Origin of the sequence: Arthrobacter oryzae (assembly GCF_030812315.1) — a bacterium.
Lineage (GTDB): Bacteria > Actinomycetota > Actinomycetes > Actinomycetales > Micrococcaceae > Arthrobacter > Arthrobacter oryzae_B.
In genome coordinates, this window is record NZ_JAUSSM010000005.1 from 236305 (window position 1) to 249604 (window position 13300).

Below are 13300 nucleotides of genomic sequence, written 5' to 3' on the forward strand. Positions count from 1 at the left end.
GCAGCCGGAATGCACCAATTTCTGAGGAGAGACCGTGATCGAAGAGACCTTGCTCGAAGCCGGGGACAAGATGGACAAGGCTGTCGAGGTAGCCAAGGAAGACTTCGCCTCGATCCGCACGGGACGGGCAAACCCGGGCCTCTACAACAAGGTGCTGGTGGACTACTACGGTTCACCCACCCCGCTGCAGCAGCTGGCCTCCTTCGCGATCCCGGACGCGCGCACCATCCTCATCACCCCGTTCGACAAGACGGCCCTGCGGGACATTGAGCGCGCCCTGAGCGACTCCGAGGTGGGCGCCAACCCGTCCAACGACGGAAACGTCATCCGGATCACCATCCCGGAGCTGACCAAGGAACGCCGCAAGGAATACGTCAAGATCGTCAAGTCAAAGGGCGAGGACGCCAAGGTGTCCATCCGGAACATCCGCCGCAAGGCCAAGGAAACCCTGGACAAACTGGTCAAGGACGGCGAAGCCGGTGAGGACGAGGGCGCGCGCGGCGAGAAGGAACTCGACGCCATGACCAAGTCGCACGTTGACGGCATTGACGACCTGCTCAAGCGCAAGGAAGCCGAGCTGCTCGAGGTCTGATGGATCAGGCACAGCAGGCACCCGGACACAGGGTCCGGGTCCGGGGGAAGCAGCGCTCCAACCCAACGCCCAAGGCCGGAAGGAACCTTCCGGCCGCCACCGCGGTGGGTCTCGCAATGCTTTTCGCCGTGTTGGGGGGTCTCCTGTTCCTGCCACTCGGCTTTGTACTGGTCACCACCACCTTCGCGGTGTTCGGCGTGTGGGAGATCTTTCGGGCGCTCGAGGTAAGCGGCACCCGCCTGCCCATCGTCCCCGTGATGGTGGGCACCGTGGGAATGCCGCTGGCCGCCTACTTCGGCGGACTGGAGAGCCTGCTGTTTGCGCTACTGGCCAGCAGCGTGGCGGTGCTGCTGTGGCGGACCATCGAGAGCGCAGCGGGATCAGCGCGCAGCATCTTCGCGGGCGTCTTCACCCTGGCCTGGGTGCCGTTCTTCATCAGCTTTGCGATCCTGCCGCTGCATGCGGTGGGTAGCGTCACGCCGGTGGGCCTGTGGCCCGGCGGCGTGATTCCGCACGGTGCGTGGCAGATCGCCACGATGCTCCTGCTGGTTGTCTCCAACGACACGTTCGGCTACCTGGTGGGGGCCTCGTTCGGGAAGCATCCCATGGCGCCCAAGATCAGCCCCAAGAAATCGTGGGAGGGCTTCGCCGGATCGATCGGCGGAGCCATCGCCGTGGGTGTCCTGGCGTGCCTCTTCCTGCTGGACAAGCCCTGGTGGGTCGGGGTGGTGCTGGCCGTGGGCATGGTGGCGGCGGCAACCACCGGCGACCTCGCCGAATCCATGGTCAAGCGGGAACTGGGCATCAAGGACATGAGCAGCATCCTGCCCGGACACGGCGGCGTCATGGACCGCCTGGATTCAATCGTCTTCGCCTCCCCGGCGGCGTTTATCCTGTTCACAGCTGTTTCCGGAGCCTGAGGCGTCCCGCCTGGCCACAGTTCGGCGCCATAGACTGGTGCGGAGCAAAAACAGCTGAACAGCACTGAAGGAAGCATAGTGACAGTGGACATTCAACGGCAGATACCTGCGTCATTTGACCGCGTGCAGCGGAACGAATACGGCTACAACGCCAAGCAGGTGGACCAGTTCCTCCAGCGCGCACGGGTTTCGTTTGAGAATCCGGCAGCGGCCGCCCAGGTCATCAAGAGCGCCGACGTCCGGGCTGTCTGCTTTGATCCCGTCAAAGGCGGTTACGCCGCGGCCGGGGTCGACGCTGCCCTGGACCGGCTGGAAGACGCCTTTGCCCGGCGCGAGCGCGATGACCTGATTGAGGCGCGCGGCGAGGACGCCTGGCTCCGCGAAATCGGGAAACTGTCCGGCCTGCTGCGTGGGCGCCTCCACCGTCCCGACGGCGAACGGTTCCGTCGGCCGGCCGGCCCCCGCGGCCGAAGCTACAACACCGTGGACGTGGACAACCTGTGCCGTGACCTCATCGGGTACCTCGAAGAGGACCAGCCGCTCAGCGTCGACAATGTCCGCCGCGCGGTCTTCCGTCCGGCCAAGGGTAAGGACGGCTACGAAGAGACCCAGGTTGACGCTTTCCTTGACCGCGTGGTCGAACTGATGGCCGCCATCGACTGACGGGCGACGGCCGTCGGGCTCGACACCGCCTCCTAGCGTTCGGTGGCCAGCGGACGTTCCGGTGTGTGCAGCCTGGTCATCACCTTTGTGAGGGTCCTTGGCACGCGGTCCTTGGTGGCACGGGACACCAGGACCATCACAGCGAAGGCAGCCGGTACCGTCCAGGCAGCCGGCTGTGCCAGCCACGGCGGCATCGCGGCGCCGGAAGCAGCCGGACCGGACAGGGCGCCGGCGACCAGGGCGCCGCCGCACAGGACGCCCCCCGTCACCATTCCGGCAATGGCTCCGGCGTCGGTAAGGCCGCGCCACCAGATGCCCAGCAGCAGGGCGGGGCAGATGGTCGAGGCCGTGAAGGCGAAAACCAGTCCCACGCTCCCGGCCAAAGCCAGTGAGTCGGTCATGAAGGCAAAGCCCAGCGGAACGGTGGCCGAAATCAGTGCGGCCAGCCGGAAGCCACGGACGCTCCCGCCAAGAACGTCCTGGCTGATGACGCCTGCGAGCGACACCACCAGCCCTGAGGTGGTCGACAGGAACGCGGCGAACGCCCCCGCGACCACCAGCGCGGAGAGCATGTCGCCTGCAGGCCCTCCGACCAGCCGGCCCGGCAACAGCAGGACCAGGGCGTCCGAGCGGCCGCCCTGGGCGAGGCCCGGGGCGAACATCCGCCCGGCCAGTCCGTACGCAGTGGGAAAGAGATAGAAAACGGACAGCAGGCCCAATACGATCAGCGTGGTGCGGCGCGCCGACTGCCCGTCAGGGTTGGTGTAGAACCGCACCAGGACATGCGGCAGGCCGAGTGTGCCGAAGAGCAGGGCAACCAGCAGCGAGATGTTTTGGTAGGGACCGTTCGGTGCCAGCCCGGTGGGGTTGGTGTTGGCTTCGGCAACTGCCGGGGTCCCGTTGCCCGCCAGCACCAGGGCGATGAACACGATGGGCACCGCAAGGGCCGTCAGCTTGAGCCAGTACTGGAACGCCTGCACGAACGTGATGGAGCGCATCCCGCCGGCCACCACCGTCAGGCACACCACGATGACCACCGCCACGGATCCCACCCAGGACGGCAGCCCTGTGGTGATGCGGATTGTCAGGGCGGCGCCATGGAGCTGCGGCACGATGTAGAGCCAGCCCACCACAACAACTGCCAGGCTGGTGACCCGGCGGACCGCGCGTGAATCCAGCCGCACCTCGGTGAAATCCGGAATGGTGTAGGCGCCGGAGCGCCGCAGCGGCGCGGCGACGAAGAGCAGCAGCATCAGATACCCCGCGGTGTAGCCGATGGGAAACCAGAGCGCATCCGTGCCGGACAGCAGGATCAGGCCGGCCACGCCCAGGAAACTGGCGGCGGACAGGTACTCGCCGCCGATCGCGGACGCGTTCCACCACGGCCGGACCGTCCGGGATGCCACGTAGAAGTCTCCGGTGGTGCGTGAAATCCGCAACCCGTAGAACCCGATAACCGCCGTGGCCACGGACACGGCAACGAATGCGGCGATGCCCACCACCGGGTTCAACGCCGCCTCACCGGTCCTCCGCCAGGTCCCGGTACCGGGACTCGTTGCGGGTGGCCGTCCGGATGTACAGCCACGCACTGAGGCCGATCACCGGGTAGATTCCGGCGCCGAGGAGGAGCCAGCCGAAGGGGATGCCCGCGATCTTCGATTCCGCCAGCCCGGGCACCAGTCCCAGCATGAGGGGGAAGGCCAGCAGGATCAGCAGGAACCCGCCGGCCACCACCACGGCCAGGCGAAGCTGCGTGCGGATCAGGGACCGAACGAACACCTGGCCCACGTCGGATTCCTCGGCGGCCTCGCGGGACTCCAGTACTGGCCTTGCTGCGGACCGCGGGGCCGTCACCCTGACGCGCGTCATGCCTGCGGCCGGATGCGTGTGGTTTCGAGCTTCTCCCGGACCGACGGCAGGTGGCGGCGGCTGATGGGCAGTTCGGCCCCGGCGACGGTGACGGTGGGGCGGGCTGCGGCGAGCTTCATATGGCTGACATGGTTGAGGGCGATGAGGTAGGACCGGTGCGTGCGGAGGAAGCCGGCCTCGGCCCACTGCTGCTCCAGGTCAGCCAGGGGCACGCGGATGAGGTAGCTGGAATCGGTTGTGTGCAGCCGCGCGTAGTCACCCTGGGCCTGGACGTACGTGACGTCGTCGCGCCGGATCATCCGGGTGGTGCCGCCGAGATCCACCGTGATCATTTCCGGTGGTGCGGCGCCGTCCTTCATGAGTTCGCAGATGCGGCCCACGGACCTGGCCAGGCGTTCCGCGCGTACGGGCTTCAGCAGGTAGTCGACGGCGGCGAGTTCGAACGCTTCCAGCGCGCACTCTTCGTCCGCGGTGACGAAGACGACTGCCGGGGGATTGCTGCTGCGCGAGATGGCCCGGGCGATGTCCAGGCCGGACAGGGCGGGCATGTGGATGTCGAGGAACACCGCGTCCACGGCTTCGGCGTCGAGCACCCGAAGGGCCTGCGCACCGGATGACGCGCGGTGGATGGCCCCGATCCGGTCGTCCCGGCCAAGCAGGAACGCCAGCTCCTCGACAGCGGGGAGTTCGTCGTCGGCGACGAGGACGTTGATCATGGTTCTAGGTTATCCCGGTGTCCCCGCCGGCGATGCCGGGACGCTCAGGCGTCGTGGCCGGGTTGTGACTTGGGGACACGCATGGTGATCAGCGTCCCCTCGCCGGGAGCCGTTTCGATCACGAGGCCGTTGTCCTCGCCGTAGACCTGGCGGAGCCGGGCGTCCACGTTGCGCAGTCCCACGTGGTCGCCGTCGCTGTGTCCGGCCAGCATGGACCGCAGCTGGTCCGGGTCCATCCCCACGCCGTCGTCCTCTATGGTGACCTCCGCGAAGGTTCCGGAATCATTCGCAGAAATGGTGATGTGGCCCGGACCTTCCTTGGCCTCAAGGCCGTGCCTGACGGCGTTTTCGACGAGCGGCTGCAGGCTGAGGAACGGAATGACCGTGCTCAGCACCTCCGGGGCGATCTGCAGGCTGACCTGCACCCGGTCGCCGAACCTTGCACGCTCCAGCAGCAGGTAACGGTCGATGCAGCGGAGCTCTTCGGCGAGGGTGGTGAAGTCCCCGTGGCGGCGGAAGGAGTAGCGGGTGAAGTCGGCGAACTCCACCACCAGTTCCCTGGCCCGCACGGGGTCCGTGTTGATGAAGGACGCGATGGCGTTGAGCGAGTTGTAGATGAAGTGTGGGCTGATCTGGGCGCGGAGGGCACGGACCTCTGCCTCCATCAGGAGGGTCCGGGACGCGTCGAGTTCGGCGAGTTCAACCTGGGCCGCCACCCAGTCGGCCACTTCGCCGGTGGCCCGGACCAGTCCGGCTCCCGCTGACGGGGCGAACGCAGCCACCACTCCGACAACGCGCGCGCCGGCCTTGATGGGGGCGATAACGACGGCGCGTTCCACCTCCTGGGGGATTGGCCCGGAGGCCGCGTCGCCGGCGAGCAGATACAGCTCGCCCGCCGGGATGACGGCGGTGTGGCCGCCGTCGAGCACGTTTGCCGCGAGACCCATCAGCGCGGGCCGGAGTTCCTCCCCGGCGCCGTCCCAGGCGAGCACGCCCGAGGTGTCGGTGATGGCCAGCGCATCGCAGCCCAGGATGGTGCGGAGCTGCCTGCTGGCTTTGGCCGCGCCGGCCGGGTTCAGCCCGGTGCGCAGGTGTTGTCCGGCCCGCGAGGCCGCATGGAGGGTCTTGTAGGTGGCCCGCTCCGCGTCGGTGCCGAGCTCCCGGAAGGACCGCAGGACTTTGAGGCCCACTCCGACGACGACGGCGATCGACATCGCGATCACGGCGATGGCGGCAGCGGTGAACAAGGGGGAGTCCGGCATGGTGCCCAGCGTAGCCTGCCCGGCGTAGCCGCGGGGCACCGTTTGGCGCAGCATCGGGACCGCTGAGCGACGGCCCGGCGGCTTCTCTGGAATGTAACCGCCATCACCCGTCAGAGTGAGTGCAGTCACATTGGCTGAGGACTGTTGTGGAAGAGCAGGCAGCCGGTGTGGACGGAAAGTCTCAATGAGGAGGAATGATGGGTAACGATGCCCCAACTCCGGACGTAGCGGCGTCCGTGGATTTCAAGCAAGTCCAGTCGACCGAGCAGTTCCAGGAACTGCGCAAGCGTCACCGCAGCTTTGTCTTTCCGATGGCCGTTGCGTTCCTGCTCTGGTACTTCGCATACGTACTCCTGGCCGACTACGCCGTCGACTTCATGTCCACGAAGGTCTGGGGCAACATCAACATCGGGCTCATCATGGGCCTCCTGCAGTTCGTGTCCACGTTCGCCATCACAGGCTGGTACGTGAGCTACTCCAACCGGCGGCTCGATCCCATCGCAGCCGAGATCCGGCATGAAATCGAAGGCCACGAGTTCGACAAAGACGGCAACCGAGTGAGCGGAACAGCAAAATGATCGGAATGGTTCCAGCGGTCAACGTCGCCGCCCTCAAAGACACCACCCTGCTGAACATGGCCATTTTCGGCCTGTTCGTCGCGGTCACCATGATTATCGTGATCCGCGCCAGCCGCAACAACAAAACCGCCGCCGACTACTACGCGGCCGGCCGTTCCTTCACCGGCCCGCAGAACGGAACCGCCATTGCGGGGGACTACCTCTCCGCGGCATCATTCCTGGGCATCACCGGCGCCATCGCCATCAACGGCTATGACGGCTTCATGTACTCCATCGGCTTCCTGGTGGCCTGGCTGGTGGCCCTGCTCCTGGTGGCGGAGTTGCTCCGCAACACCGGCAAGTTCACCATGGCCGATGTGCTCTCCTTCAGGCTCAAGCAGCGTCCGGTCCGGATCGCCGCTGCCATTTCCACCCTTGCCGTCTGCTTCTTTTACCTCCTGGCCCAGATGGCCGGCGCCGGCAGCCTGATTTCCCTGCTCCTTGGCATCAGCGACTGGGGCGGACAGGCTCTGGTGATCATCGTCGTCGGCGCCCTCATGATCATGTACGTGCTGATCGGCGGCATGAAGGGCACCACCTGGGTCCAGATCATCAAGGCCATGCTGCTCATAGCCGGCGCCGCCGTGATGACTTTCTGGGTCCTGGCAATCTACGGCTTCAACCTGTCCGACCTCCTCGGCGGCGCGGTGGAGACGGCCAACAACCCCGCAGTCCTCAACCCGGGCATGCAGTACGGTAAGTCGGACACCTCCAAGCTGGACTTCATGTCCCTGGGCCTCGCCTTGGTCCTCGGCACCGCAGCCCTCCCGCACGTGCTGATGCGCTTCTACACCGTGCCCACGGCCAAGGAAGCCCGCAAGTCCGTGGTGTGGTCCATCTGGCTGATCGGCCTGTTCTACCTGTTCACACTGGTCCTGGGCTACGGCGCCGCTGCTCTTGTCGGCGCGGAAACGATCAAGACGGCCCCGGGCGGCGTCAACTCGGCCGCACCGCTGCTTGCCTTCCACCTGGGCGGCCCGCTGCTGCTCGGCTTCATCTCGGCGGTGGCCTTCGCCACCATCCTCGCCGTGGTGGCCGGCCTCACCATCACCGCCGCGGCCTCGTTTGCCCATGACATCTACGCCAACGTGATTGCCAAGGGGAAGGCCGACGCCGACACGGAGGTCAAGGTTGCACGGCGCACCGTGGTGGTCATCGGCATCCTGGCCATTGTCGGCGGCATCTTCGCCAACGGCCAGAATGTCGCCTTCCTGGTGGCGCTCGCCTTCGCGGTCGCGGCTTCGGCGAACCTGCCCACGATCATCTACTCGCTGTTCTGGCGCAGGTTTACCACCCAGGGCGCAATCTGGAGCATGTACGGTGGCCTGGCGTCGGCGATCATCCTGATTGCCCTTTCGCCGGTGGTGTCCGGAACTAAGACCTCGATGATCCAGACGGTGAATTTCGCGGTCTTCCCGCTGAGCAACCCGGGCATCGTCTCCATCCCGCTCGCGTTCTTCCTGGGCTGGCTGGGCACCGTGCTGGACAAGAAGCTGGAAGACACCACCAAGCAGGCCGAAATGGAAGTCCGCTCCCTGACCGGTGTTGGTGCCGAGAAGGCGGTGGAACACTGACACGCCGGTGCTGAGAATCCGGTGCTGAGAACCAGCTGAGACACAACAGGAGCTCCCGTGAAGACGGGAGCTCCTGTTGTCTTGCGTTCAGCCGTGCGGGCAGGCAAGCGGAGGTTGCGCCTTGTGTGACGTCAGTCCTTGGGCCTGAGTTTGATGTTGATCATCTTCATGTCCCTGTCGCTGTCGAAGCTGTAGGCCAGGTTCACTTGCTTGCCGTCACAGCCGATGACCCCTGCGACGTCGGCTGTGTTATTGCCGTTTTCGTTGCGCACCTCGGAGTCGTTGTACGTCGGCTTGCAGGTGTCGTTCAGTTCGAGGCTTTGGACGCCGGCGGCGAATTCCTCCTTGGAAAGTTTTTCCTGCAGGGCCGGGTCGAGGAAATCGTCGTAGGCCTTGTCGGTGTCACCGGCGATGACAAGCTGCGTGAAATCGTCCGCCAGGTCATTGGCCTTGTTCGTTGCGCTGCTCACGAGGTTGAACACGGACACCCCTCCCGCAATGAGAAGGAGTAGTACGCCACCCGCAACTCCCGGCACGATCCATTTCCTGCGGTTTCCCGCCGGCTGCTGGTCCGGTGCGCCGCCGTAGGGTCCGGCGGCAGCATAGTGCGGATCGTACTGCGGTAGCGGCGGCTGCTGACCCGAGGGCGCATGCGGCGGGATCGGCGGTTGCCCTGGCTGGTACGCTTCCTGAGGACTGCTCAAGATCAAGCCTTTCCGGCAGCCGGCTTGGCCACTGCCTGATGGGACGGGCCGGTCACGGCCGCGGTTCGTCGAACTGGAACCCAGCCTATAGCCCTCACCCTTCGGCGGAGCCCCGCTCGAGCAGCGGCTGGATCCGGAACGGGATGAGCTCTCCCATGGCAAGCGCTGTGTCGGTCCGGTCCACTCCTTCGCAGGCAAGGATCTTGCCGTTGATCCGGAAAAGGTCCTCCGCGTCCAGCGCCACCACCCGCAGCAGGAGGTCCGCCGAGCCGGTCAGTCCGTAGCCTTCCAGGATTTCCGGGATGCCGGCCAGGTCCACTGCCAACTGGCCAAGCTTCTGCTGCTGCACGTGGACAGAGATAAACGCCATCAGCGGGTATCCGAGAGCTGCCGGATTGATCCGCCGCTCGAAGGACAGGAAGACGTGCTTCTTCTCCAGCTGGGCCATCCTGGCCTGCACCGTATTGCGGGACAGCCCAAGCTTTTGCGCCAAGGCCACTACCGTGCGTTTCGGGTCCCTGGCGAGGGCGGAAAGGAGCCGTGTGTCAGTGCCATCCAAAGCTTGCATAATGCGCAAGGCTAGCACGGCCACTGGTGTCCAGACAGTGCATTCTGCTCAGTTTTTTTGGCGGTGGTTGTACCCATTGAGCATTGTGAGTATCGTCACAAATATCCGGGGCAACGGCGCCCGGGCGGCTGGCGTGCACGGGGATCACGAGTCCTTTGAGCGCTGGTGACACGACGTATGAAGGTTGCGTGCAACTGTGTTTACAGACGAGTTGGGTCAGGGCGGAATCCCCGCCGGCGGCCCGGGCGACAGTGCAGGACATCACGGCGGGGCGGGCGAGAGCCTGGTCCAATTGATCACTCCCGGCGGTGAACGCGTCAGCCATCCGCAGTACGACGCATGGGTCCAGGATGTCAGTGACGAGCAGCTGGGTTTCCTCTACGAGGACCTGGTGGTCATCCGGCGGATCGACACCGAAGCGACCGCCCTCCAGCGCCAGGGGGAACTCGGCCTGTGGCCGCCGCTCCTGGGTCAGGAGGCCGCCCAGATAGGTTCGGCGAGGTCACTCCGCGACGATGACTTCGTATTCTCCAGCTACCGCGAGAACGGCGTCGCCTACTGCCGCGGCGTGGATCTTGCCGACATCGTCAAGGTCTGGAGGGGCAACGCCTCGGCGGGCTGGGATCCGTACACCGTGAACATGGCCACGCCGCAGATCATCATCGGCGCCCAGACACTTCACGCCACCGGCTACGCAATGGGCATCCAGAACGACGGCGCCGACTCCGTGGCCATCACGTACTTCGGCGACGGCGCAACCAGCGAGGGTGACGTCAACGAGGCCATGGTCTTCGCAGCCAGTTTCCAGTCCCCGGTGGTTTTCTTCTGCTCAAACAACCACTGGGCCATTTCCGAACCGGTGCGCCTGCAGTCCCACATCAGGATCGCCGACCGTGCGGCAGGATTCGGGATTCCCAGCATCCGCGTGGACGGCAATGACGTCCTTGCCGTGATGGCGGCGACGCGCGAGGCACTCGAGCGGGCCCGCCACGGCGGCGGCCCCACGTTCATCGAAGCCGTCACCTACCGGATGGGCCCGCACACCACTGCCGACGACCCCACCCGATACCGGGATGCCAACGAACTGGAAGACTGGGCGGCCAAGGATCCGATTGCGCGGGTCAAGGGCCTGCTGGAACGCAAGGGCCTGCTGACCGGGCAGTTTGAGGCGCGGGTGGCCGCCAAAGCCGACGCCGTAGCCCGCGAGCTGCGGGCGGGATGCATCACCATGCCGGACCCGGAACCGCTGGACATCTTCAAGCACGTCTACAGCACCCCCAACTCCTGGCTGGACCGCCAGGAGGACCATTACTCCCGCTACCTGGCTTCCTTCGGCGATCCCGCAGGGGCCCACTCAGAAGAAGGTGCTCGCTGATGACGCAAATGACCTTTGCCCGGGCGATTAACTCCGGCCTCCGCAAGTCCCTCGAAAACGACCCCAAGGTCATCCTGATGGGCGAGGACATCGGCACCCTTGGCGGCGTCTTCCGCGTGACCGACGGGTTGCAGAAGGACTTCGGCAAACACCGCGTTGTGGACACCCCCCTCGCCGAGTCCGCCATCATGGGCACCGCCGTCGGACTTGCCTACCGCGGATACCGGCCGGTGGTGGAAATCCAGTTCGACGGGTTCGTCTACCCGGCGTTCGACCAGATCGTGTCCCAGGTGGCCAAAATCCACTACCGGACCCAGGGCGCAGTGAAGATGCCCATCACAGTGCGCATCCCGTTCGGCGGCGGCATCGGCTCCCCGGAGCACCACTCGGAGTCTCCAGAGGCGTACTTCACCCACACATCCGGGCTGCGGGTGGTCAGCGTCTCCAATCCGCAGGACGCGCACACCATGATCCAGCAGGCCATCGCCTCCGACGATCCGGTGCTCTTTTTCGAGCCGAAGCGCCGCTACCACGACAAGGGCGAGGTGGATGAATCGATCGATCCGGCCACCGCCCTGTCTATGGAAAAGGCGCGTGTGGTGGCCGAGGGCAAGGACGTGACCCTCGTCGCCTATGGGCCATTGGTCAAGACCGCCAAGGACGCCGCCGTGGCCGCTGCGGACGAGGGCGTCTCGGTCGAGGTCATCGACTTGCGCTCGCTGGCTCCGGTGGACTTCGCAACGCTGGAAGCCTCGGTGCGCAAGACGGGCCGGCTGGTGATCACCCACGAAGCCGGGCAGTCCGGCGGCCTCGGTGCCGAGGTGGCCACGAGCATCACCGAACGCTGCTTCTACCACCTCGAGGCTGCCCCCGTCCGGGTCACCGGTTTCGATGTCCCGTACCCGTACTCGAAGCTCGAATCGCACCATCTGCCTAGCCTCGACAGGATCCTGGACGGCGTGGACCGTGCCCTGGGCCGCCCCAACTCCCTCAGCGGGCTGGAAGGATGAGCGCGGCCATGATCAAGGAATTCAGGCTCCCGGACCTCGGCGAAGGGCTGACGGAATCGGAAATCCTCAGCTGGAAAGTTGCCGTGGGCGACACCGTTGCCCTGAACCAGGTCATCGCGGAAGTGGAGACGGCGAAAGCCGTCGTCGAACTGCCGTCGCCGTTCGCCGGTGTGATTACCGCCCTGCACGAACAGCCGGGGACCGTCGTGGAGGTGGGCAAGCCGATCGTTTCCTTCGAGGTAGAGGGCGACGACGGCGGGCCTTCCGCCGGCGGTCCGGCCCAGGCCGAGACCGCCAAACGCGAGCCCAACCTCGTGGGGTACGGCGCCATCGTCGAAGCCTCCGGCCGGCCAACCCGGCGTGCCCGCACTTTCGCTGCTCCGGCCGCAGCGACTGCCGCTGCTCCGACAGGACCGCCGGTTGCTGAGCGGGTTGCTGAGCGGGTTGCTGAGCCAGCCGCAGCGCCGGTGGTCGAACCCGCCGACATCCGGGCCCCGGCCGAGACTGCTGCCGCAACACCCGGGGGAGAGCGACCGCGGTCCACGCCGCCCGTGCGGAAGCTGGCCAAGGACCTCGGCGTCGAGCTCACGGCGGTGGCAGGCACGGGCGCCGGCGGGCTGATCACCCGGGAGGATGTGCAAAACTTCGTCGGCGGCGGCCATCCGGCAGCTGTTGCCGTGGCCGGAGCAGCTCCGGCAGCCGGCATCGGCAGCGTCACCCAGGGGGAGCGCGAAACGCGTATGCCCATCAAGGGGGTCCGCAAGCTGACTGCGGCGGCGATGGTGTCCAGTGCCTTCACGGCACCGCATGCCACGGAATTCCTGACGGTCGATGTCACGCCCACAATGGAGCTGCTGGCCCGGCTCAAGGCCAGCCGGGCGTTTGAGGGCTTCAAGCTGACTCCGTTGACACTGGTGGCCAAGGCCTTGCTGATTGCCCTCCGCCGCCAGCCGTCGCTGAATTCGCGGTGGGACGAAGCCAACCAGGAGATCGTGCAGTTCAACTATGTGAACCTGGGCATCGCTGCGGCGACTCCCCGGGGACTGACCGTGCCAAACATCAAGGACGCCGACCGGATGTCCCTGACGGAGCTGTCCACGGCGCTCACCGGCCTGACGGAGACTGCCCGCGCCGGCAAGACCAGCCCGGCCGAGCTCTCCGGCGGCACCATCTCCATTACGAACATCGGAGTGTTCGGCATCGACGCCGGGACGCCGATCCTCAACCCCGGCGAAGCGGCCATCCTGGCCATGGGGGCCGTGCGGAGAATGCCGTGGGAATACAAGGACGAGGTTGCCCTCCGCCAGGTCATGACCCTCAGCCTGTCCTTCGACCACCGGCTGGTCGACGGCGAGCAGGGGTCGCGCTTCCTGGCTGACATCGGGGCGATCCTGGCCGACCCCGGCATGGTCCTGGCAATGGTGTAACCA

The 13300-nt window shown here is 66.0% G+C and carries 14 protein-coding genes; 8 read left to right on the forward strand and 6 right to left on the reverse strand.

The genetic code is table 11. From position 1 onward, the window contains the following. Positions 1-34: 34 nt before the first annotated feature. The 3 genes from frr (at position 35) to J2S97_RS12175 (ending at position 2175) form a co-directional block, all read left to right on the forward strand. A complete protein-coding gene (frr, locus tag J2S97_RS12165) occupies positions 35-592 on the forward strand; it encodes a ribosome recycling factor (RefSeq protein ID WP_104172549.1) in 558 nt (185 codons plus the stop codon). Then, on the forward strand, positions 592-1512 hold the full coding sequence (locus J2S97_RS12170) for a phosphatidate cytidylyltransferase (RefSeq protein WP_307049713.1): 921 nt from the start codon (positions 592-594) through the stop codon (positions 1510-1512). Before frr ends, J2S97_RS12170 begins: the two co-directional genes overlap by 1 nt. 78 nt (positions 1513-1590) lie before the next feature. Continuing rightward, on the forward strand, positions 1591-2175 hold the full coding sequence (locus tag J2S97_RS12175; RefSeq protein ID WP_307049715.1) for a DivIVA domain-containing protein: 585 nt from the start codon (positions 1591-1593) through the stop codon (positions 2173-2175). A 32-nt stretch (positions 2176-2207) separates the two neighbouring features. Here the strand turns inward: J2S97_RS12175 and J2S97_RS12180 are convergent, their stop codons facing one another. The 4 genes from J2S97_RS12180 to J2S97_RS12195 are packed head-to-tail and all read right to left on the reverse strand — an operon-like array spanning position 2208 to position 6022. Next, positions 2208-3686, reverse strand: a complete 1479-nt coding sequence (locus tag J2S97_RS12180) for a sodium/solute symporter (RefSeq protein WP_307049717.1) — start codon at positions 3684-3686, stop codon at positions 2208-2210. A 7-nt stretch (positions 3687-3693) separates the two neighbouring features. Then, on the reverse strand, positions 3694-4044 hold the full coding sequence (locus tag J2S97_RS12185; protein WP_307049719.1) for a hypothetical protein: 351 nt from the start codon (positions 4042-4044) through the stop codon (positions 3694-3696). Continuing rightward, on the reverse strand, positions 4041-4760 hold the full coding sequence (locus J2S97_RS12190; RefSeq protein WP_307049721.1) for a LytR/AlgR family response regulator transcription factor: 720 nt from the start codon (positions 4758-4760) through the stop codon (positions 4041-4043). Before J2S97_RS12190 ends, J2S97_RS12185 begins: the two co-directional genes overlap by 4 nt. A gap of 44 nt (positions 4761-4804) precedes the next feature. Further along, a complete protein-coding gene (locus J2S97_RS12195; protein WP_307050001.1) occupies positions 4805-6022 on the reverse strand; it encodes a sensor histidine kinase in 1218 nt (405 codons plus the stop codon). Positions 6023-6219: 197 nt separating this feature from the next. Between J2S97_RS12195 and J2S97_RS12200 the strand changes: the two genes are divergently transcribed. Next, positions 6220-6600, forward strand: coding sequence for a DUF485 domain-containing protein (locus tag J2S97_RS12200; protein WP_307049723.1), 381 nt, complete (start codon positions 6220-6222; stop codon positions 6598-6600). Beyond that, positions 6597-8213 carry a solute symporter family protein gene (locus J2S97_RS12205; RefSeq protein ID WP_307049725.1) on the forward strand — a complete coding sequence of 539 codons (1617 nt, stop codon included), beginning with the start codon at positions 6597-6599 and terminating at the stop codon, positions 8211-8213. Before J2S97_RS12200 ends, J2S97_RS12205 begins: the two co-directional genes overlap by 4 nt. Positions 8214-8344: 131 nt before the next feature. Here J2S97_RS12205 and J2S97_RS12210 read toward each other — a convergent pair whose 3' ends face one another. Beyond that, complete coding sequence (locus J2S97_RS12210; RefSeq protein ID WP_307049727.1) at positions 8345-8917, reverse strand: hypothetical protein; 573 nt, start codon at positions 8915-8917, stop codon at positions 8345-8347. Between the two features lie 94 nt (positions 8918-9011). Continuing rightward, positions 9012-9485: an Lrp/AsnC family transcriptional regulator gene (locus J2S97_RS12215; protein WP_307049729.1), complete on the reverse strand. Its 474-nt coding sequence runs from the start codon at positions 9483-9485 to the stop codon at positions 9012-9014. A 196-nt stretch (positions 9486-9681) separates the two neighbouring features. Here J2S97_RS12215 and pdhA point away from each other — a divergent pair, with 196 nt between their 5' ends. From pdhA to J2S97_RS12230, 3 genes are read left to right on the forward strand one after another with little or no spacing between them, the layout of a single operon-like run. Next, the gene (gene pdhA / locus J2S97_RS12220; protein ID WP_373460550.1) at positions 9682-10860 is read left to right on the forward strand and encodes a pyruvate dehydrogenase (acetyl-transferring) E1 component subunit alpha; all 1179 of its coding nucleotides are present in this window, start codon (positions 9682-9684) and stop codon (positions 10858-10860) included. Further along, positions 10860-11870 (forward strand): alpha-ketoacid dehydrogenase subunit beta, encoded by a 1011-nt coding sequence (locus J2S97_RS12225; protein WP_307049731.1) that lies wholly within the window; start codon positions 10860-10862, stop codon positions 11868-11870. The genes pdhA and J2S97_RS12225 overlap by 1 nt, the downstream gene beginning before the upstream one ends. Next, positions 11867-13297 (forward strand): dihydrolipoamide acetyltransferase family protein, encoded by a 1431-nt coding sequence (locus J2S97_RS12230; RefSeq protein WP_307049733.1) that lies wholly within the window; start codon positions 11867-11869, stop codon positions 13295-13297. The genes J2S97_RS12225 and J2S97_RS12230 overlap by 4 nt, the downstream gene beginning before the upstream one ends. Positions 13298-13300: the final 3 nt, after the last annotated feature.

Coding starts and splice junctions, on each gene's coding strand:
- J2S97_RS12170 (WP_307049713.1), top strand. CDS start 592: ATGGATCAGGCACAGCAGGCACCCGGACACAGGGTCCGGGTCCGGGGG.
- J2S97_RS12185 (WP_307049719.1), bottom strand. CDS start 4,044: ATGACGCGCGTCAGGGTGACGGCCCCGCGGTCCGCAGCAAGGCCAGTA.
- J2S97_RS12190 (WP_307049721.1), bottom strand. CDS start 4,760: ATGATCAACGTCCTCGTCGCCGACGACGAACTCCCCGCTGTCGAGGAG.
- J2S97_RS12195 (WP_307050001.1), bottom strand. CDS start 6,022: ATGCCGGACTCCCCCTTGTTCACCGCTGCCGCCATCGCCGTGATCGCG.
- J2S97_RS12200 (WP_307049723.1), top strand. CDS start 6,220: ATGGGTAACGATGCCCCAACTCCGGACGTAGCGGCGTCCGTGGATTTC.
- J2S97_RS12205 (WP_307049725.1), top strand. CDS start 6,597: ATGATCGGAATGGTTCCAGCGGTCAACGTCGCCGCCCTCAAAGACACC.
- J2S97_RS12215 (WP_307049729.1), bottom strand. CDS start 9,485: ATGCAAGCTTTGGATGGCACTGACACACGGCTCCTTTCCGCCCTCGCC.
- J2S97_RS12225 (WP_307049731.1), top strand. CDS start 10,860: ATGACGCAAATGACCTTTGCCCGGGCGATTAACTCCGGCCTCCGCAAG.
- J2S97_RS12230 (WP_307049733.1), top strand. CDS start 11,867: ATGAGCGCGGCCATGATCAAGGAATTCAGGCTCCCGGACCTCGGCGAA.